The following is a 20,828-nucleotide window of genomic DNA, read 5'->3' as shown; positions in this document are numbered from 1 at the left end:
ATTTTCAAGTTTTATGAAAAGGTCTGATTACAAATTTCATCAAGGCATGCTAATGTTAAGAATTAATCTTTATCCTATGAAGAGAAAAACGTAAATTCTTATGAGCACAAAACCATAATAAAAAGAGATACAAAGATAGGGAACGGTCATTTTTCAGTTTATTATCAATGTTTGTGCACGGTTTGCGTTAATCATGGCAGGAGCAATGCTTTTGCCAATTTTTGTGGATCTGCACGACAACAATCGTAATTGGATAACCTTTCTCTATTCTTGTGCCATAACCACCATGTTAGCAACGCTGATTCTTTTAGCAACTAAGGGAGCTACTTGTCGTTTTTCAGCACGGCTTGGCTTTATGCTCACTGTTTGCCTTTGGCTAACAGGAAGTATCGTAGGTGCCTTACCTCTTTATCTTTCTCCTCTTCCCATTTCTCTAGCAGGAGCGATTTTTGAATCTGTTTCTGGAATTACAACAACAGGCTCCACAGTCCTTTCTGATCTTGATAATTTATCGCGAAGTATTTTGTTATGGCGTTCTCTTATATGCTGGATTGGGGGTATTGGTTTTATCGGTTTAGCCCTCTTACTTTTGCCTTCACTGCGTGTGGGTGGCGTACGACTTTTTCATATGGAATCATCTGATAAATCTGAAAAAATATTGCCTCGCATCAACCAAATTGCTAACGGAATTATCATCGCTTATGTTGGGTTAACATTGGCTTGTATGCTTTCTTATTTTGCTGCAGGCATGAATTTATTTGATGCCATTAACCATGCAATGAGTACAGTCGCAACAGCTGGTTTTTCAACGCATGATGCTTCTTTTGGTTATTTTTCTGATACACCAGCCATCTTAATTATTTCAACAATCTTCATGTTGCTTTCTGCTTTGCCCTTCGTACTTTATGTTAAATTAGTCCTTCCTGGACACTCCAAACGCTTCCTTGACCCACAAGTGATTGTTTTTCTCCATATCGTTCTCCTTTTCAGCTTTGCTTTAGCGGCATGGCTACGGTTTTATGATCATCGCGCGTTCCACTTGATTTTCCTTGATGTCATTTTTCACCTTTCATCCATTATTAGCACCACAGGTTACAGCGCTGAAGATTATCAACTTTGGGGACCGTTTGCGCTTGGAATTTTCTTCATTGTTTCTTTTACAGGCGGATGTGCTGGTTCTACTTCTGGTGGCATGAAAATCAATCGCCTCATTATTCTTTGGCGTATTACACAAACAAATATAGAAAAACTTCTTTCTCCTAATGTCGTTGTAAAGGCCCGCTACGATCACTCAAATATATCAAACGATGTTGCTCAAGCCGTTTTGTTTTTTGTTTGTCTTTATATGTTTTGCCTCGTTATCGGCACTGCACTTTTGCTTACAACCGGTCTTGACTTTACCTCTGCCTTTACGGGAGTCTTAACCGCACTTTCAAATGTTGGTCCAGGCTTTGGAGATATTATTGGCCCCACTGGTAATTTCTCTACAATCAACGATAATGCTTTATGGATTTTAAGTTTTCTAATGTTAGCTGGACGCCTTGAAATCATAACAATATTCGTCCTTTTTATTCCCGCTTTCTGGCGTGAACAATTCTAATGCATAGAGCATTTTATTCTACTATGATAAAAAATTTACAATATAAAAAGGCGTGAACAGTATGAGTCATAATATTCACCCCTTACTCAATCCACTGAAGATTTCCTAAAATTTCATACAAGTCATCATATCAACGATATAAATGTTGATATAAAAATAATTCGACAAGAACAATCAAATACCAAGAGCCTTCAAATCGAGAACATATAAAACTTCACTTTATTGATCTTCTTTATCAAATAAAGTGGGCACATAGAACATCCTTTTTTTACGAATAATCTCTCATGCAAAAAATATGAATATTTGCTAATAAAAGTGCTTTTTCTCTTTAATAGAGTTACATCCTTATAGAAAAAATGCTATTATATTATGGATTCACAAGCTTGTTTGTAAAAAAAATCTCACAATACTCATCAACCCCATTTCACGACAGTTCTCATGAAAGATATAAAATGGGCACCATCATTTTTACTTAAATAATAATAAGGTGCAAGTCGGTACCACAAAATAAGATATAAATTAGTACCACCATATTATTTTCTTTCTGTTAATGCCGTAACAACCTGCAGTTCAGACAATTTATAAGAAATCTCTTTACACCCTGTCTTCAATAGTTTTTATCCACCACATGCTTTCTTCCAATTGTGATGTGCAAGAGGATAGCTCTTATTCAAATTAAAAAGGTAAATTATCTATAAAAATCATATATATATATTGATCTTAGATCCATCTTATTATGAATTTATTGAAAATATGTACGACTATTTTACCCATGGAGACACCATAAATATCTTTTTTAAGACAAGAAAACGTTTTTTCCATCTATTTAAGTCTTCCAAAACGAACAATATCAGTACGACACCGTATATCTAGACTTGAGTTAAAGCATTATTTTCTTATTCTAAAATATCACTGAATAAAAATAGCTTTCCTCTCTCCTAATATGCTTTATCATAAAGCACATGTTGCTCTCAAGCGTATACATTTTTAATATTTTATCCAAAATTTTGAGAACTTCTTATAGCGTTCTACTAAAGAAAATATAAATTTTGTAAAATAACATTTATATCATTGAGCTGCTTTCTTGATGACTATGAAAAATCTTTAAGGAAAAAACTTTTTATCACTCCTCAAAAAGATTTTTGATATAATAATCAAAGTGTTTTTTCCGCAAACAGTTCTTTGTAAACACGCTCAATCTCGGTTGTCTCCTTTTCCAAAGGAAAGTGTGTACGAACATGGGTTAAAGCTTTCTTTCCGGCTACCAATGTTTTTTCTACATCAGCAAAATAAGGTTCAATTGCTGCTGTTAAAGCCGCTCTATCTCCTGCTTTTACAACTGTTCCTGTTCCCTCGACCACAAATTCTTTATAAGCTCCTGCATCACTCGTTACAACAGCAACCTGTGATGCCATTGCTTCTAATGGTGTTAAACCGAAACCTTCTGTACGAGAAGGTGCAACATAAAGCGATAAACGACGATACCACAAAGGGATATCCAGAATCTCACCAAGAAAAATAATGCGATCATCCAGACCAGCCTTAGCAATCTTTTGGTGTAATTCTTTTTCAAAATGATAATATTGCTCTGTCGTACGACCAGCGATAAGTGCTGTCCATTCAGGATAGTCAGGCAATAACGCTATCATGGCATCAACAAATAAATCTGTTCCCTTTGAGTAACGCAGACGCCCAAAACACCCTACCGCATATTTTCCTGGAAATCCTGTCGAAGAAAAGTAATCATCAAGAGCCTGTGGTGGAGTAAAACGCCTCACATCCACTCCGTGCATAATAACCTTATGAGGCACTTCTAGATAAGCGCCTGTATGTGTACTGGTAGCGATAACCCTATCCATACAGCGAATCAACCATTTGGTAAAAGACTTATGATGGCGTTGTGAAGCCGATGTAAAGATAAGTTTCAGCTTCATTTTCAAGATATCGCGCAAAAAGATCCCAAAAAGCATCTCAATATTGCGTCGTGCATGCCAAATACGAAATGGCTTCCCTTTCGGACTTTTCCAAAGTCCGAAAAGGTCCTTAAAGGCAAGAGTCGGCAAAGTTTGTGGTAAACCAAACCCTAAAGTGGATATACGCACACCCTGTTCGCGTTGCAGTGGAATAAGCTGAATAATCGTAGATGTTACTCCCGATAAACGCCTTTTAAAGTGAGGCGCAATAATTTCAGTTTCGTCCAAAGATACACGCATAATAATCCATATGTTATTTAGATATACTGAACCTTAATGATCTCGTAATTATGCGCACCACCTGGTGCATTCACCTCAATCACATCACCTTCTTGCTTTCCAATGAGTGCACGTGCAATAGGCGAAGAAATAGAGATTTTACCAACCTTTACATCAGCTTCTTGATCTCCTACGATCTGATACACTTTTTTTTCTTCTGTATCCTCATCCAAGAGTTTAATGGTTGCTCCAAATTTTATTTTGTCGCCTGAAAGACGCGAAACATCTATAACTTCTGCTCGGGCAATATAATCTTCAAGCTCATTTATACGCCCCTCATTATGGCTTTGTGCTTCTTTAGCTGCATGATACTCAGCATTTTCTGATAAATCACCATGTGCACGCGCCTCAGAAATTGCTTCAATAATTCGCGGACGCTCCTGTTGTTGACGCCAACGCAACTCTTCTTTAAGACTCTCAAAACCAGCTGTAGTCATCGGAACTTTTTCCATAATCCGTCCCTTTCTATTACACGGAAGGTTTAATAAAAATACAAAAAACGGCTTCCAAAATTACTTTTGGAATCCGAAAACTACGATCTTTTTTATTATATAGTACAGTATCGCTATTTTCCATACAAAAATAAATAAAGGAAACAAAACATGCACAAATAGTGATTAAAACATCTCATTTTGGTGTTTAAAACGTTAAACTTCACTCTTCTCTTTAAAATCTCCTAAAGAAGAAAGAATTGTATTTTTTTCTGTTTTATCATAATCTAGCAAAAGAAATCATATGGGATACAAAGAGAGAAGGATAGAAAATCTCTAAAGAAATTCTTTACAGAAGAATGAAAAAAATCGTCATTTTTTTTATGTTTGGCTCTTTCTTTTTCGCCACAACAGTATCTGAAGCTGCGGATGCTTTTGTTACGAGAAATCTTAATTTTAGAACAGGTCCCAGCACTCAGTATGCACTTTGCGGCTTAATCTCTGCTGGAGAATTGGTTTTTGTTAAAAACTGTGAAGGCAATTGGTGCCATATCCGATATAACACTCAAATAGGTTGGGTGTCATCTCGTTATCTTTCATTTAAAGATGGAAATGATCTTTATCACACATACACGATGTCTTTAGTGCCCAAACGTACCGATTATTCTCCATAACAGCCATAATAATTTATGCCATCTTAAATATTATCATGGCAAAAATGCAATAGTGTCCACGAACAACCACAATATGCCCCCTCCAAAGAACCACTTCGAAGAATTCGTCTCATAGAAAAAACTTGATCAATATCCTAATGAAAGCTCCAATAAACCAAAATAAATCTGTTCAATAACGTTTTGCTGTTATCGTAATGAAATTGTAAAAATTAGTATTTTCTTTAAAATCACCAGCACTTTTCTATTAAAGGATACAACAATGAAAAATGGTGTTACAGCAACAGTTGAGGCTCTTTCTGCTCTGATTGCCTCAGGCAATCCTCTTTTTAAGAATGGCGTATTATGGACACCTCACCGCCCTATTCGTCCTGAAAAATCTGAAGGTGGCATTCCATTTCAACTCGAAACACCCTTTGAACCTGCAGGAGATCAACCTCAAGCAATTAAAACTCTGGTTGAGGGAATTCAAAAAGATGAACGTACACAAGTGCTTTTGGGTGTTACCGGCTCAGGAAAAACCTATACAATGGCCAAAATCATTGAAGAAACACAGCGTCCAGCTTTAATCTTAGCACCAAATAAAACTCTAGCAGCGCAGCTTTACGGAGAGTTTAAAAGTTTTTTTCCCCACAATGCCGTCGAATATTTTGTTTCCTATTATGACTATTATCAGCCAGAAGCCTACGTTGCACGCTCTGATACCTATATTGAAAAAGAATCCTCAATTAATGAACAAATCGACCGTATGCGCCATGCTGCAACACGTGCTGTCCTTGAACGTGATGACGTCATTATTGTCGCGTCTGTATCGTGTATTTACGGGATTGGTTCAGTAGAAACTTATACTGCTATGACCTTCAAAATAGAAAAAGGTGATAAACTCAATCAACGAAAACTCTTGGCTGATTTAGTCTCTCAACAGTATTATCGACAAGATATCAATTTCATTCGTGGTTCCTTTCGTGTTCGAGGGGATACAATCGAAATTTTCCCTGCCCACCTCGAAGATCGTGCTTGGCGTATTTCGCTCTTTGGCGATGAAGTGGAAACAATTACGGAATTTGATCCTCTAACGGGACAAAAAACAGGCGATCTTCAATCGATTAAAATTTATGCCAACTCACACTACGTAACACCACGCCCAACACTCAATCAAGCGATGAAATCGATCAAAATGGAACTCGCTCAACGCCTTGATGAGTTGAACGCAGCTGGACGTCTTTTAGAAGCACAACGTTTAGAACAACGTACAATTTTTGATTTGGAAATGTTGGAAACCACCGGCTCATGCTCTGGAATCGAAAATTATTCACGCTATTTAACAGGACGAAAACCCGGAGAACCACCACCAACCTTGTTTGAATACATTCCAAACAATGCTCTTGTTTTTATCGATGAAAGTCACGTAACCATTCCCCAAATTGGAGGCATGTACCGAGGTGATTTTCGAAGAAAAGCAACCCTAGCAGAATATGGGTTTCGCCTACCTTCCTGTATGGACAATCGCCCTTTACGCTTTGAAGAATGGGATGCCATGCGCCCACAAACTATTGCCGTCTCTGCAACACCAGGACGCTGGGAAATAGAACAATCTCATGGCACTTTTGCAGAACAAATTATTCGTCCAACAGGGCTCATTGATCCGCCAACAGAGGTTCGTCCAGCCAGCAATCAAGTCGATGATGTTGTAAATGAAATTCGTAAAACAATTCAAAAAGGCTACCGTACATTGGTGACAGTTCTCACAAAGCGTATGGCCGAGGACTTAACTGAATATCTCCACGAACAAGATATTCGTGTACGCTATATGCATTCTGACATTGATACATTAGAACGCATTGAAATTCTACGCGATCTGCGGCTTGGCACCTTTGATGTCCTCATCGGTATCAACTTGCTCCGAGAAGGCTTAGATATTCCAGAATGTGGTTTTGTTGCCATTCTAGATGCTGATAAGGAGGGCTTTTTGCGCTCTGAAACTTCCCTCATACAAACAATCGGACGTGCTGCACGTAACGTAGATGGCCACGTTATCCTCTATGCAGATACAATCACAGGCTCCATAGAACGAGCCTTACAGGAGACACAAAGACGTCGACAAAAACAAATAGCCTATAATGAAGAACACCATATCACACCCAAAAGTATCAAAAAAAATATCGGAGATATTCTCAATTCAGGCTATGAAAACGACCATATTCGCACAATTACCCCTGATGTCATCGAGAAAAAAAATATGGTTGGCAACAATTTAGCATCTCATATTAAACACCTTGAAAAATTAATGCATGAAGCAGCTGCTGATCTCAACTTTGAAGAAGCAGCACGCCTTCGCGATGAAATCAAACAATTACAAAAGATAGAACTAGAAATCGCTGAGAACCCCTTAACTCATCATAGCGAACAATCTACCCTTGAGCCCGTATTACAACCAAGTCTTTTCTCCAAACCAGACCTTGCACACATGGGACCAACCATGGATACTGGTATTTTGGAAAATCGAAAAGGAAAATCTGGTAACCCCCCCCTAATCAAGCAACAATAAAACGAAAAAAAACGCAACCAACAAAGGAGTAAGAAATTTCAAACCGCCTAAAATAATCTTCAGCTCTTCTAAAAAAACAACTAAAGCTCAAAAGCAAACAGCATTATCCGCAAAATAGACAACCTCAAACATCAAGGGAGCTCCAATTTATCTAAAACACCATGAGAGAGAACTTTTTACAAAAAATGCCTAAACTTTATTAACTTTTTAAGTAATTTTTCTTGTTAAACCGCGTTATAAAAAATTCCTAAAAATGTAAAAAAATTCTAAACTCTAAAAAAGCAGACAAATTTAAAGAGAATGTTTTGTATATATCAAAAAATTACTTACAATATATTATCTTTATACAGTTATACTCTGATATCGAACTCAAATATTATTTAGACTCACAAGAGAATATTCAAATATTACACTGTACTATAACACAAATAAAGTAAAACAAGACTTTATCGTAGAACCATAAACTCATGATAAAAAATGATAACTTTTATTCATACTCCTATTATTCAATTTATATTGTATCAAGTGATGCAAAAAGTATCCCTAAATAAAGAGTTTATATTCCATAGTAAAAAATCGGGTACTCTTACTACAAACTTATTAATTAACCTCAAGCATAGTACATTAATTGAAATCAAAATTCTGTCATGATTTTATTTTACTGTATCTGAGATGGGTTTAACTAAATGAATTTTCATTTGTTTTGCCACAATAAAGTCCAAAATTATTCAGGCTCTATTCAGTTTGAAACATGTAGGATGTGAAAAATACGAATTTACACAAGGAGCATCATTATGAAAAAGATGATCAGGTTAGCGGTATTATCAGCAATGTCAACTGCAACCGTTTTCATGCCGCTAAATACAACGCTTGCGGATATGGCATGGTATCAAATGAGTGAAATGAAGAGGGAGTCTGGTTTACCGTCTCGCAATTTTAGCTCCCATTCTTTTCATAGTAAACATCACTCTTTTGATGATCCCCACAAGCGTCATTATTTCAGCCAGACATGGAGAGAACAACAACATCATCATGTTGAAAGCAAAACATATCATTATGTCGAACGTAAAAAAACAAAACACAGTAATATTCAAGGAGATGCTTTAGCATTGGGCATTCTTGCTCTTGCAGCAGGTGCAGTTCTTAGTAAAGTTTTTAAAAAACCAGAACAGCCACAAATTGTCTATCAAGACGTACCACAAAATCAGGTGATTTATCAAGTGCAGCAAACGGTGGAATATGAGCCAGTACAACAATCATCAGAATCTGATTGGCTTCAATATTGCAAGAAAAAATACCGTTCCTTCAACCCTAAAACAGGTACTTTTCGAGGCCGTGATGGCTTAAATCATGTCTGCTATGCTCCAGTAAATTGAATTAACATTGAGAAAAGCCCGCTCTAAAGCGGGTTTTTGATGCCCTCCCCCTTAAATCTCTTGAAGAAAAGGATTATTTTTGGCGCTCATAGCCTATGCTACTTTTGGGACCATGCCCACAGATAAAACAAACATCATCGCCTAAGGGAAAAACTTTTTCTCGAAGGGATTGCATCAATTTTTCATGGAAGCAGAATGGGATGCCATGCGCCCCAAAAAACTATTGCCGTCTCTGCAACACCAGGACGCTGAGAAATAGAACAATCTCATGGCACTTTTGCAGAACAAATTATTTGTCCAACAGGGCTCATTGATCCACCAACAGAGGTTCGTCCAGCCAGCAATCAAGTCGATGATGTTGTGAATGAAATTCGTAAAACAATTCAAAAAGGCTACAGCACATTGGTGACAGTTCTCACAAAGCGTATGGCCGATTAAGCAATTTTTCTTGTTAAACCGCGTTATAAAAAAATCCCTAAAAAAGTAAAAAACTTCTAAACTCTAAAAAAGCAGACAAATTTAAAGAAAATATCTTATATATATAAATTCCTAAAATATATTATATTTATACATTTATACTCTGATATCGAACTAAAATATTATTTATCCTCACAAGATAATATTAAAATAGGACGCTGTTCTATAATACAAATAAATTAAAATAAGACTTTATCATAGCACCATAAGCATATGATAAAAAATGATAACTTTTATTTATACACCTATTATTAAATTTATATTGTATCAAATGATACAAAAATTATCCCTAAATAAAGAGTTTATATTCCATAGTAAAAAATCGGGTGGGGTCAATAAAAACTTATTAACTAGCCTCAAGTAGAGTACATTAATTGAAATCAAAATTCTTTCATGATTTTATTTTACTGTACCTGCAATGGGTTTAACTAAATGAATTTTCTTTTGTTTTGTCACAATAAAGTCCAAAATTGTTCAGGCTCTATTCAGTTTGAAATGTGTAAGATGTGAAAAATACGAATTTACACAAGGAGCATCATTATGAAAAAGGTGATCAAGCTAGCGGTATTATCAGCAATGTCAACTGCAACCGTTTTCATGCCGCTAAATACAACGCTTGCGGATATGGCATGGGATGTTACTCACTCTATCACGAGAGAAATAGATGATATGATGAGGAAGATGCGTAAAGAAAGAGATGATGCGACAAGGGAAATGGATAAGGAAATTGATATGTGGCGTTCCAGTTTTTCTAGCTCCCGTTGTTCTGATAGCAAAAATGTCTGTCATTCTGATGATTTCCAAAAGTTTGTTGATGATTTCCGCAAGCGTTCTGAAGAAAACTCTAGAAGATTTGAAGCCAAACATAATAGGACAGAACAACAACAACATCATCATCATTATCATCATTATCATCATGTTGAAAACAAAACATATCATCACATTGAGCGCAAAAAGACAAAACACAGTAATATTCATATAGACAACTCAGGAGATGCTTTAGCAGTGGGTATTCTTGGTACAATTTTAAAAAAACCAGAACAGCCACAAGTGGTTTATCAAATAGTACCAAAAAATCAGGTGATTTATCAAAAAGTTCCGCAAAATCAAAGAGTTTATCAAGTGCAGCAAACGGTGGAATATGAGCCACTCCAGAAATCATTAGAATCTGATTGGCTTAACTATTGCAAGAAAAAATACCGTTCCTTCAACCCTAAAACAGGGACTTTTCGAGACCGTAATGGTTTGGAACACATTTGTTATGCCCCAATAAATTAACTTCTGTTCTACTAAAAAAGTCTTAAATGGCACAAAAAAACGCTTCAAAGCGTTTTTTTGTTTGTTCATATATTAAAATCTTGAAGAAAAGGATTATTTTGGCGCTCATAGCCTATGCTACTTTTAGGACCATGCCCACAGATAAAACAAACATCATCGCCTAAGGGTAAAACTTTTTCTCGAAGAGAGTGCATCAATTTTTCATGAGAACAGAAGGGGAAATCAGTGCGTCCAATAGAACCACGAAAGAGCACATCACCCAAGAGAGCTAAGCGTTCTTTTTCATTGAAATAAATAACATGACCAGGAGAATGTCCTGGGGTGTGAAAAACCTTAAACACATGTCCAGCAAAATGAACGCACTCACCATCTTCTAACCATTGGTCAGGAATACAGATGCATGCATCAGTGATGCCGTAATTTTTTGCGCTTTCGCTCACGGCATCCATCACAGGCTTATCATCGCAATGTGAACCGATAATTTTTACATTAAGCGCCTCTTTCGCTTGCATTGCTGCTCCCACATGATCAAAATGACCATGTGTTATCCAAATAGCCTCAACGATAACGCCATTCTTTTCGATTACGTCTTGAATCCGCGGCCAATCACCACCGGGATCAACGAGAACCCCCGTTTTACATTCACTATCAAAAAGCAAAGTGCAATTTTGTTGGAATGTCGTAACTGGAATAATATGTATATTAAGACTACCCATAATATCCTTTTCAAAAATAACTTTTTTAAATTTATAAATAAAACTTTCTCTCCTTTAAGGTAAAGGTGCTGCTCGACAGCTTTATACAACTTATGTAAACTTGCATTTTGTGTAAACTAAATTTTTATCAAGGTTTTTAAGAATGTCCGATCATGTTCAAGTTTTGTGTGATGACGCACCTCACCTTCTTGTGATTGATGACGACACTCGTATCCGCAATCTTTTATTTCAGTTTCTCATTAAAAATGGATTTCGTGTTTCAGTTTCAGCCAATGCTAATGAAGCAAGACGACTGTTGGCAAGTTTAGATTTTGATCTTCTTATTGTTGATGTCATGATGCCTGGTGAAAACGGTATTGATCTTACTCATTCACTCCGGCAAACAAAGGATGTTCCTATCTTCATGCTAACAGCTTTATCAGAAATAGACAATCGTATCCATGGCTTAGAAGCGGGTGCAGATGATTATCTTGCTAAGCCTTTTGACCCTCGTGAACTTCTTCTTCGTATCAATGCCATTTTACGGCGTGGTTTTCCCCCTCACCAACCCAAAATTGAGCAGATCGTTTTTGGACCTTATATATTTTCAATTTCACGGCGCGAACTCAAAAAAGGGGGAGAAATTATTAAATTAACAGATAAAGAACAAGAAATGATGGTCATTTTTGCCGAAAATGCAGGCAATACAATTCCGCGCCATAAATTCGCGACCGATGACAGCAATATAAGTGAACGTACCATTGATGTACAAATCAACCGCCTTCGTCGTAAAATCGAAAAAAACCCACCACTGCCTATATGGCTCCAAACCGTGCGAGGAATAGGGTATAAACTCTCTATTGAATAGGCACAAGAATGATCAAACCTTTAAGATTTTTTCTTCGATGGTTAACGAAAAAAATGCCTAAACGGCTTTATGCCCGCTCTTTGATCATTATTATCGCTCCTATGGTGCTTCTGCAAACAGTCATTGCTTACGTTTTTATGGAACGCCATTGGCAAATGGTAACCGAGCGTCTTTCAATAGCTGTCGTGCATGACATTTCAGCTATTATCGATATCATTGAAACATATCCGCAACAAGATAACTATGAAGATATCAAGCGTATTGCACAACAACGCATGGGATTAAATATTTCTATCCTGCCCCCTTCCCCTCTTCCCCCTCCAGGACCTAAACCATTTTTCGCAATTCTTGATTATTTTCTGAGTGAAGAAATCACCCGCCAAATTAACCGCTCCTTCTGGATTGATACAGTAGGCGATTCTAATCTTGTTGAAATCCGTATCCACCTTGGTCACAACATCTTACGCGTCTTTGCTCCACGCAGCCAAGCCTACGCTTCCAATACTGCTATTTTTTTAAGCTGGATGGTAGGAACAGCGCTTGTTTTATTGCTGATAGCAATTTACTTTTTGCGCAACCAAATCAAACCCATTCAACAATTGGCTGAAGCAGCAGAAAGCTTTGGACGCGGTCGTCCTTTACCAAAAGGATTTCAACCACAAGGAGCTGATGAAGTCCGTCGTGCTGGCATTGCTTTTTTACGTATGCGAGAACGTATTGAACGCCAAATCGAACAACGCACCATGATGCTCTCAGGAGTAAGTCATGATTTAAGAACCATTCTTACACGCTTTAAACTTCAGCTAGCATTAGTAAATACTGACTTTGATATTAAACCGCTTGAGCAAGATGTAAGTGACATGCAAAATATGTTAGAAGATTATCTTGCTTTTGCTCGTGGTGAAGGAAGTGAAAGTGTCAAGACTTTTGATTTAAATGCTCTTATGCAAAAATTCTCCGCCGATGCTCATCTTCACAAACGTCAATTTTCTTACACCATTGAAGGTCCTACAGAAATACAAGTACGTCCCCGTGCTTTCATACGCTTGGTCAGCAATCTTGTATCAAATGCATTTTGTTATGGCACAACCGTTACACTAACAGCTAACTCTCAACAAGAATCTTTTATATTAATAATCGATGATAATGGACCTGGAATTCATGAAAATATGCGCACAGAAGTTTTTAAGCCATTCTTTCGACTTGATAAAGCGCGAAATCAAGATGCAAGTGGAACAGGACTTGGTCTTTCTATTGCTCAAGACATAGCACGCAGCCATGGTGGCAATATACAATTAGATGAGAGCCCACTCGGAGGATTACGCGCTATTCTTGATATCCCCCTATGAGCAATATTTCAGCAAACCATCTGTAAAAATAACAGACTGTGTATTTTAGGCATTCCCTACAGTTTCAAACAAAGTGTACTGCAGTGCCTTGTAAGCACTTTCTCCCGACAAAGCAACCATCTGAAATGCAACATAATGGCTTTCACAGACTTTAAGTGCATGTATCAACAATGTTTCAACCTGTATATGAGATGGATGCATCCCACCAGCCAAAAGAAGACCTTGCCGATAAATAACTGAACTATTCCTTTGCCAGTAATCAAAATGTCCCAACAACAACTTTTCATTAATTGCTAGCAATAAGCGCTGTATTTCAGCTGTTCGAGCATTTTTAATAAAAAGATCAAACGAACAAGCCAAATGAAGTGCTTCATGCTCTTCCATCCATGAAAAAGCAAGACGATAATTTGCGCGCTTTCCTTCCACACAAACGCTAATTTCATCTTGCGCATCCCGCTCAAACGACCAATCATATTCACAGGCAATCTGTTCGATAAAGTCAACAGGGTGCTCTTTTCTCTCTGTGGCCCAAAATGCAAGCCTCATCACAATCCTCAATCATCTTAAAAACATTGTCAACAGAATATAAACCGCCTAAACTGTAACAATATTTTGCTACAATCAGAACCTTTACAACAAACAAATACACATAAAAACATCGACAGTACACAAACACCCAGAACACAATCGCGCTGTTTAGGGCAACCTGATAGTCATAAAACGAATCATCAAGTCTTTTCAGTGTATTGATACAATTTCATAGCGCCAGCCCCCTGATTCAAAAAAATGTATTTTACCCAAAAAAAAATCAAAAATAGACAAATGCTCCGCTCTAACAGACTCAAGATTAAGCATTTTTTAGTTTCACGCATCATATTGAAAAATTGGGGATATTTTTTTGAAGATTCCTTTTTTAAGAACCTATTGTACTTTTTTGTGTCTGCGTTCTTTTTCAATCATCTTTTTCTAAATCATCAAGGCGCCTTTTCAAATCAGCATTATCAGCATGGATTTTCAGCACCATCTCCTTAAAAGTCTCAAACTCTTCGCGAGAAACAAGATCAAGTTTGTTTGCTATCTTTTCAGCCTGCACACGAAAAGCTGTTCCAGCTTCACGTCGTATACCTTGCGCAACGTCAGCAGCATCTGTTGCTAATTTTGCTAATTCATCAAGAATACGATTTGATCCATTACGCATAACATTTTTCCTTAAATTTTAATTATTGACGCACGCATTATAGCGTATTCTCATAACATTTAGATACTGTAATTTGTTCCTTTTACCCTATATTTTATATACTGTGCCGATTTTTCATGACTATTTTGTTTAAGATTTTTTAATATTCCTTTTATCACCATATTTTTTTTACCGCGATAAACCAGTGGAAATCTATCCCCCTTTCTGACTAGCCTCCCTACTGACTTGACCATTGCGCATTCATCTGTCATTTCTGACCATCAGAGTCACTTCATATTCATCTCGTATAATGTAAGATGCTTAATTCATGAACAATCTTTCTTGTCCAGCCATTGCTTTTCCGTCTTTTCTTGATCCTGTCATTATCCAGCTAGGTCCCATAGCACTTCATTGGTATGGACTTGGTTACGTGGTGGGGATTCTTTTTGCTTGGTGGTATGCGCAAAAATTATTAAAAAAAACATCTCTATGGTATAGAGACCACCCTCCTATGGATAAAGAAAAGATCGGAGATTTTGTTGTCTGGTCTGCCATAAGTGTTGTTGTCGGAGGGCGTTTAGGACAAGTTCTTGTATGGGATCCCATTTACTATTTTAACCATCCAAGTGCTATCATTGCCGTATGGGATGGGGGAATGTCCTTTCATGGCGGACTTATTGGTATTATCATTGCTATGGTCTGGTTTGCCCGCAAAAATCATATTAACATACGAGCCATGTTTGATATCATTGCTGCAGGTGCTCCTATTGGTATCGGCATTGTACGAATTTGCAACTTCATTAACCAAGAGTTATGGGGCAATATTACTACACGTCCTTGGGCTGTTTGTTTTCCTCTCGATCCTCACTATCTACCGCGCCATCCAAGCCAACTTTACGAAGCTTTCATGGAAGGATTTCTTCTCTTCATCATCTTATGCCTTATCATTTTTGCCTTCAAGGCATTAAAGCGCCCTGGAGCTGTTGCAGGAACATTTATTATAGGCTACGCAGTAGCACGCAGCATTTCTGAAGTTTACCGTGCGCCTCAAGAAGATCCAGAATGGTTTTCGACTCTTTTCCATTCTACTGGTTTTACCTATGGCATGGCTTTATCTCTTCCCATGCTTCTTTTAGGGTTTTATCTTCTTCTCCACGCCTTTAAATATAAATCGACAGAAAATGACCAATCTAAAAGAAAAAATTAAAGAAATTATTGCCCTTAATGGACCAATCACTGTTAGCCAATATATGACGTTGGCACTTACCGATCCTCAATTTGGTTATTATCAAACACAAACACCTTTTGGACGTGCTGGTGATTTCATTACAGCACCCGAAATAAGCCAATTATTTGGAGAGATGATTGGGATTTGGACTCTCGCAAGCTGGAACGCTCATGGTTGTCCTCACCCTTTTATCCTCGCTGAAATAGGTCCAGGACGTGGAACTCTCATGGATGATGTTTTGCGTACCATTCAAAAATTATCTACGACAGCATTTAATGCAGCTGAGGTTTTTCTCCTTGAAATAAGTGAAAAACTCGCAAAAGAACAAAAAAAGCGCCTTTGCCCTTATCAAAAACAAATCCATAGCATTGAAAATTTTAATCAAATTCCTTCAAAACCTCTCTTCCTCATAGCTAATGAATTCTTCGATACACTCCCTATCAACCAATATATTAAAGTCAATGGAGAATGGAGAGAACGCTGCATCACAGTCAATCAAGATGGAGATTTCATCTTTATTGCTGCCCCACATAAACTTCCCTCTTCTTGTCTACAAACCTATTGTTCTAAAGTGCCTGACGGAACAATTTTTGAATATTCCCCCTTACGGCATCAATTCATGCAACAAATCAGCCACCATTTAGTACAAGTGACAGGTTCTGCTTTACTTATCGACTATGGTGCTGCTGATCTTGCATTTGGCGATACACTGCAAGCACTGTCAAAACATAGATTCCGTGATATTTTTGATGCCCCTGGTGAACATGATTTAACATCCCATGTTGATTTTTCTTTTTTAAAAAACACAGCCCTTGAACAAGGTTGTTTTGCTGAAATCTTCGAGCAAGGAGATTTTCTTTTAAAAATGGGGCTACTGGAGCGCGCAAAACAGCTTGGAGTTGGCAAAAGTGCTACACTACAAGACAAAATCCGCCAAGACATCGAACGGCTTGCTGGTCAAGATCAAATGGGAAAATTATTTAAAGTTTTACATGTTTGTGATAAAAACATCTCCATACCTCCCCAATTTTGATAACCGGCGCTTTTGTCAATAAGCACATCAGTATCTGAAATATTCATTGACTAAAATAAACATCTCCACCCTCGCTTCCAATAATCTCCATAAGGAACTTTTATGAAATCTATCCCTCATCCCATTCTTGCAAAAAATCTTTCTACTTTACAAACCCATGGGATAGAACATGGTTTTTTTACTCGTCAAGGTGGTGTTTCAAAAAGCCTTTACCAAAGCCTTAATGTTGGCCAAAGCTCAAATGATCACCCTGAACATATTACACAAAACCGCACTTTGGTCGCTCATTATTTTGATGTTGAGATACAAAATTTAGTCACTGTCAATCAAATACACTCTTGTGAAGTCGTTGTCGTTGATAAAGCTTTTATCGGCTCCCCTCCTAAAGCCGATGCTCTCGTTACCACCACACAAGAACTCGTAATCGGCATTCTTACAGCAGATTGCGGACCCATTCTGTTTGCTGATCCACAAGCAGGTGTCATCGCTGCAACTCATGCTGGCTGGCGCGGAAGCTTAAATGGAATTATCGAGAAAACAATTGCTGTTATGGAAAAACAAGGAGCCAAAAGACAATCAATAACAGCAGTCCTTGGACCTTGTATTGGTCCTTGCCACTATGAAGTAACAAGCGAATTTTACGACCAATTTATTGATTGCCACAGTAAATACCAAAAATATTTTATAAAAAAAGACAAAATAAATCACTTTTACTTTAATCTGTGGGCATTCATTATGCATCAACTCATAGAAGCAGGCGTTAATGCTTCTTGTGTAGAGCTTTGCACCTACAAAGATGAACAGCGTTTTTTCTCCTATCGCCGTGCAATACACCGTAGTGAACCTGATTACGGACGGCAAATTTCTACTATTATGCTAAAAAATAAAAGATGATCCCCTTTTATTTTTTAAAACAATACCAAAACTGCAAAACTAAACTTTTTACCCAAATGTAAAAATAAATCCTATTGTACTTTGCTTTGCTTTTTTTACAAAATCATTTACCAGCCCATAAAATATGATAGCATTTGCTCTGAATCATTTTCAATGTTTAGTTATAATGATTGAAAGCAAGATTATACTTCTTTGTTATTTACTCCCCTTCATTCATCTTAAATATGAAACATTCCCCATATTGAAAGCATTTTTTTATAAAGTAATAACCAAAAAGCTTAATCAATACGTATTTCTTTGTCGCATGGAGAAAAAACTTTGCTCTAAAAGCAACAAACTTTTGGAAAAAGAGAAAACATACCGCATAGCTCTTTAACAATAATCGATAAAATTGTAAGGCTTTTGTAATCGTTCTCTTGCAATTTAATAAAAAGAAATTAAAAACCGTGTCGCATTCCCACCATGATGATTTAGAGGTTCTACTATGAAACTTTTCTGCGGAAATTCTAATCCACGCCTAGCTGAAGATGTTGCAAATTATTTGAACATCCCCTTAGGCAAAGCAACTGTAAAGCGCTTTGCTGATCAAGAAATTTTTGTAGAACTGCATGAAAATGTACGTGGACAGGACGTGTTTGTTTTGCAATCTACATCCTATCCTGCCAATGATCATTTGATGGAATTGCTCATCATGATTGATGCGCTTCGCCGTTCTTCGGCACGTCGCATCACAGCTGTTATCCCTTATTTTGGCTATGCACGCCAAGACCGTAAACCTGGTCCGCGTACTCCCATTTCCGCAAAACTTGTTGCCAACCTGATTACTGAAGCAGGGGCCCATCGTGTTTTAACATTAGACCTTCATGCAGGACAAATTCAAGGTTTTTTTGATATCCCTACGGATAATCTTTATGCTGTTCCTGTCATTTCTCGCGATGTCAAAGTGCATTATTCTCTTGAAAATGTTATTGTTGTTTCACCTGATGTGGGTGGTGTTGTACGCGCACGCTCGCTCGCCAAGCGTTTGAACAGCTTGCTTGCTATTGTAGATAAACGTCGTGAACGTCCCGGTGAATCAGAGGTTATGAATATCATTGGAGATGTATCGGGAAAAGATTGCCTTTTGCTTGATGATATTGTTGATTCAGGTGGAACTTTATGCAATGCAGCAAGTGCTCTGCTTAAACATGGTGCCAATAGTGTCACGGCTTATATCACGCACGGTGTTCTTTCTGGTAATGCAATCGAACGAATTACCAATTCAGAGATGAAAGAATTGGTTATTACAGATTCAATTATGCCAACACAAGCTATTGAGAACGCCCATAATATTCGTGTTTTGCCCATTGCCGACCTTATTGGGGAAGCAATAGCAAGGACAGCAGCAGAACAATCGGTTTCCAGCTTATTTGGTTAAAGTGGTTCCTTGGGGTCTCCGGGTGCTGTTTCAACACCAAGATCAGGAAATGCAACAATACGTTGACCACTAAAATGCGTGTGAATAACAATAAGTCCACGCTCTTCAAAGTAGGTTAAAAGTCGGCGTGCACGGCTTAAAGAATGAGTTCCATAAAGACGTGCTAAAAATGCATCCGATGGACATGGCTTTCCCCCTAATGCAGCCTGTGCTACATTCAAGAACACTCCTTGGACATCTTCTTCTAAACTTTCTGATATCTGCAAAATATGTTTCCAATGTTCACTGACAGCCGTTTGTTCATCAACAAAAGCCTGAGCAATAGCCAATTTACGCCGAAACTGTGAAAGATTAAAAGGAACCTTTGACATACCATGGATACGACAACGAACTGAAAAATCTTGATAAAGCACCGCTGTTGAACGATAAAAAGCCTCAGAATCTTCAAGAATTTCCCGAATAATATGTTCTGCTTGGCCGTCACGCTCAACATCAGAAAGTTCAGGAAATAAACTCGGGGTTTCTTCCAACAACTCTTGTTTTTTATGCACTACCTCCTCTAACATCTCGTGCATTGATTTTTCCCTCATCGGCTCTCGTATTTGTTTAAATGGCTTTAAAATTTCCTCTGGTGAAGCAGTAAAAACGAGCTCTTGCACATCATCCCGCTCTGTTGGAAGTGGCATTAATTTAGGGCTAGAAGAGCGTGCCAAAGTTTCAACAGAACCGATAATGATTGGTAAGGGACGTCGTGATAAAGCGGGACCTAAAGCTATAAAATTCCCCCGCTCAAGATCTCTAAACATTTCCGCTTGGCGGCGCTCCATTCCCAAAAGATCAGCAGCGCGCACCATATCAATATCTAAAAAAGTCCGCCCTATTAAAAAGTTTGAAGCTTCAGCAGCAACATTTTTGGCCAACTTAGCCAAACGTTGTGTCGCAATAACACCAGCAAGACCACGTTTACGCCCTCGACACATAAGATTGGTCATAGCACTAAGAGAAATCTTACGTGCTTCATCAGAAACTTCTCCTGCCGCAGTTGGAGCAAACAATTGTGCTTCATCGACAACGACAAGCATAGGATACCAATAATCACGTTCCACATCAAACAGTGCCCCAAGAAAAGCCCCTACAGCACGCATCTGTTGTTCAGTATCCAAACCTTCAAGATTAAATACCACTGAAACCCGATGTTGGCGAATGCGATGAGCAATACGAGTCAATTCTAATTCACTACGTTGAGCCTCTACAATAACATGACCGAATTTATCTGCCAAAGTTACAAAATCGCCTTCTGGATCAATTACACAATGCTGCACCCACTTAGCACTTTGCTCCAAAAGACGGCGTAAAAGATGTGATTTCCCTGAACCGGAATTACCTTGTACAAGAAGACGTGTCGCCAATAATTCTTCCAGATCAAGAAGTGCTGGCATCGATTTATGCAAAGCACGACTCTCTGACATCTCACCCAAGGCAATCTCAACCTTCATAACATCTCCAGTGTTTGATTTTGAACATATCAGTGCCA

Annotated in this window: 17 protein-coding genes and 2 pseudogenes; 12 read left to right on the top strand and 7 right to left on the bottom strand. The window is 37.9% G+C overall.

The genetic code is table 11. The features are described 5' to 3' along the window. The first annotated feature begins 205 nt into the window (after positions 1 to 205). Positions 206 to 1,600 (top strand): TrkH family potassium uptake protein, encoded by a 1,395-nt coding sequence (locus ACFIJR_RS01090; RefSeq protein ID WP_375625807.1) that lies wholly within the window; start codon positions 206 to 208, stop codon positions 1,598 to 1,600. Positions 1,601 to 2,754: 1,154 nt separating this feature from the next. Here ACFIJR_RS01090 and ACFIJR_RS01085 read toward each other — a convergent pair. Together ACFIJR_RS01085 and greA are read right to left on the bottom strand one after the other, a co-directional pair. After that, positions 2,755 to 3,813: a glycosyltransferase family 4 protein gene (locus ACFIJR_RS01085; protein WP_375653256.1), complete on the bottom strand. Its 1,059-nt coding sequence runs from the start codon at positions 3,811 to 3,813 to the stop codon at positions 2,755 to 2,757. Between the two features lie 17 nt (positions 3,814 to 3,830). Then, on the bottom strand, positions 3,831 to 4,304 hold the full coding sequence (greA, locus tag ACFIJR_RS01080; RefSeq protein ID WP_007347010.1) for a transcription elongation factor GreA: 474 nt from the start codon (positions 4,302 to 4,304) through the stop codon (positions 3,831 to 3,833). 338 nt (positions 4,305 to 4,642) lie between these two features. Here greA and ACFIJR_RS01075 point away from each other — a divergent pair, with 338 nt between their 5' ends. From ACFIJR_RS01075 to ACFIJR_RS01065, 3 genes are all read left to right on the top strand, one after another. Continuing rightward, positions 4,643 to 4,957 (top strand): SH3 domain-containing protein, encoded by a 315-nt coding sequence (locus ACFIJR_RS01075; RefSeq protein WP_273788409.1) that lies wholly within the window; start codon positions 4,643 to 4,645, stop codon positions 4,955 to 4,957. Between the two features lie 259 nt (positions 4,958 to 5,216). Continuing rightward, positions 5,217 to 7,502, top strand: coding sequence for an excinuclease ABC subunit UvrB (gene uvrB, locus ACFIJR_RS01070; RefSeq protein ID WP_375653253.1), 2,286 nt, complete (start codon positions 5,217 to 5,219; stop codon positions 7,500 to 7,502). A gap of 794 nt (positions 7,503 to 8,296) precedes the next feature. Continuing rightward, positions 8,297 to 8,878 carry a BA14K family protein gene (locus tag ACFIJR_RS01065; RefSeq protein WP_375625802.1) on the top strand — a complete coding sequence of 194 codons (582 nt, stop codon included), beginning with the start codon at positions 8,297 to 8,299 and terminating at the stop codon, positions 8,876 to 8,878. Positions 8,879 to 8,929: 51 nt separating this feature from the next. On the opposite strand, the pseudogene ACFIJR_RS01060 reads toward ACFIJR_RS01065, so the two are convergent. Further along, positions 8,930 to 9,092 (bottom strand): annotated as a pseudogene (locus ACFIJR_RS01060) (MBL fold metallo-hydrolase); the annotation flags it as partial. Between ACFIJR_RS01060 and ACFIJR_RS01055 the strand changes: the two are divergent. After that, positions 9,072 to 9,313 (top strand): annotated as a pseudogene (locus ACFIJR_RS01055) (excinuclease ABC subunit UvrB); the annotation flags it as partial. The pseudogenes ACFIJR_RS01060 and ACFIJR_RS01055 sit on opposite strands and share 21 nt — an antisense overlap. A 582-nt stretch (positions 9,314 to 9,895) precedes the next feature. After that, entirely contained in the window at positions 9,896 to 10,633 is a 738-nt protein-coding gene (locus tag ACFIJR_RS01050; RefSeq protein WP_375651561.1) for a BA14K family protein, read from the top strand. Between the two features lie 65 nt (positions 10,634 to 10,698). Here ACFIJR_RS01050 and ACFIJR_RS01045 read toward each other — a convergent pair whose 3' ends face one another. Continuing rightward, entirely contained in the window at positions 10,699 to 11,349 is a 651-nt protein-coding gene (locus tag ACFIJR_RS01045; protein ID WP_375625798.1) for an MBL fold metallo-hydrolase, read from the bottom strand. Between the two features lie 142 nt (positions 11,350 to 11,491). Between ACFIJR_RS01045 and ACFIJR_RS01040 the strand changes: the two genes are divergently transcribed. Both ACFIJR_RS01040 and ACFIJR_RS01035 read left to right on the top strand, forming a co-directional pair. Then, positions 11,492 to 12,196, top strand: coding sequence for a response regulator (locus ACFIJR_RS01040; protein WP_375625796.1), 705 nt, complete (start codon positions 11,492 to 11,494; stop codon positions 12,194 to 12,196). Between the two features lie 8 nt (positions 12,197 to 12,204). After that, positions 12,205 to 13,545, top strand: coding sequence for an ATP-binding protein (locus tag ACFIJR_RS01035; RefSeq protein WP_375625794.1), 1,341 nt, complete (start codon positions 12,205 to 12,207; stop codon positions 13,543 to 13,545). Positions 13,546 to 13,590: 45 nt separating this feature from the next. Here ACFIJR_RS01035 and ACFIJR_RS01030 read toward each other — a convergent pair whose 3' ends face one another. Continuing rightward, positions 13,591 to 14,091 carry a YbjN domain-containing protein gene (locus ACFIJR_RS01030; RefSeq protein ID WP_375653250.1) on the bottom strand — a complete coding sequence of 167 codons (501 nt, stop codon included), beginning with the start codon at positions 14,089 to 14,091 and terminating at the stop codon, positions 13,591 to 13,593. Between the two features lie 406 nt (positions 14,092 to 14,497). After that, complete coding sequence (locus ACFIJR_RS01025) at positions 14,498 to 14,743, bottom strand: accessory factor UbiK family protein (protein WP_273724124.1); 246 nt, start codon at positions 14,741 to 14,743, stop codon at positions 14,498 to 14,500. Positions 14,744 to 15,050: 307 nt separating this feature from the next. Here ACFIJR_RS01025 and lgt point away from each other — a divergent pair, with 307 nt between their 5' ends. From lgt to ACFIJR_RS01005, 4 genes are all read left to right on the top strand, one after another. Beyond that, positions 15,051 to 15,929, top strand: coding sequence for a prolipoprotein diacylglyceryl transferase (gene lgt / locus ACFIJR_RS01020; RefSeq protein ID WP_375625788.1), 879 nt, complete (start codon positions 15,051 to 15,053; stop codon positions 15,927 to 15,929). Then, positions 15,904 to 16,983 carry a class I SAM-dependent methyltransferase gene (locus ACFIJR_RS01015; RefSeq protein WP_375653247.1) on the top strand — a complete coding sequence of 360 codons (1,080 nt, stop codon included), beginning with the start codon at positions 15,904 to 15,906 and terminating at the stop codon, positions 16,981 to 16,983. Before lgt ends, ACFIJR_RS01015 begins: the two co-directional genes overlap by 26 nt. 102 nt (positions 16,984 to 17,085) lie before the next feature. Continuing rightward, on the top strand, positions 17,086 to 17,877 hold the full coding sequence (gene pgeF, locus ACFIJR_RS01010) for a peptidoglycan editing factor PgeF (RefSeq protein WP_375653245.1): 792 nt from the start codon (positions 17,086 to 17,088) through the stop codon (positions 17,875 to 17,877). A 484-nt stretch (positions 17,878 to 18,361) separates the two neighbouring features. Continuing rightward, positions 18,362 to 19,294: a ribose-phosphate pyrophosphokinase gene (locus ACFIJR_RS01005; protein ID WP_375648326.1), complete on the top strand. Its 933-nt coding sequence runs from the start codon at positions 18,362 to 18,364 to the stop codon at positions 19,292 to 19,294. On the opposite strand, the gene ACFIJR_RS01000 is transcribed toward ACFIJR_RS01005, so the two are convergent. Continuing rightward, positions 19,291 to 20,790: a helicase HerA domain-containing protein gene (locus ACFIJR_RS01000; RefSeq protein ID WP_375625076.1), complete on the bottom strand. Its 1,500-nt coding sequence runs from the start codon at positions 20,788 to 20,790 to the stop codon at positions 19,291 to 19,293. The genes ACFIJR_RS01005 and ACFIJR_RS01000 overlap by 4 nt on opposite strands. Positions 20,791 to 20,828 lie beyond the last annotated feature (38 nt).

Source organism: Bartonella sp. OD88NMGDW, from assembly GCF_042193775.1.
Taxonomy (GTDB): domain Bacteria; phylum Pseudomonadota; class Alphaproteobacteria; order Rhizobiales; family Rhizobiaceae; genus Bartonella; species Bartonella grahamii.
Note: the sequence above shows the minus strand (reverse complement) of the source record. Positions and strands in the feature narration are given on the sequence as shown.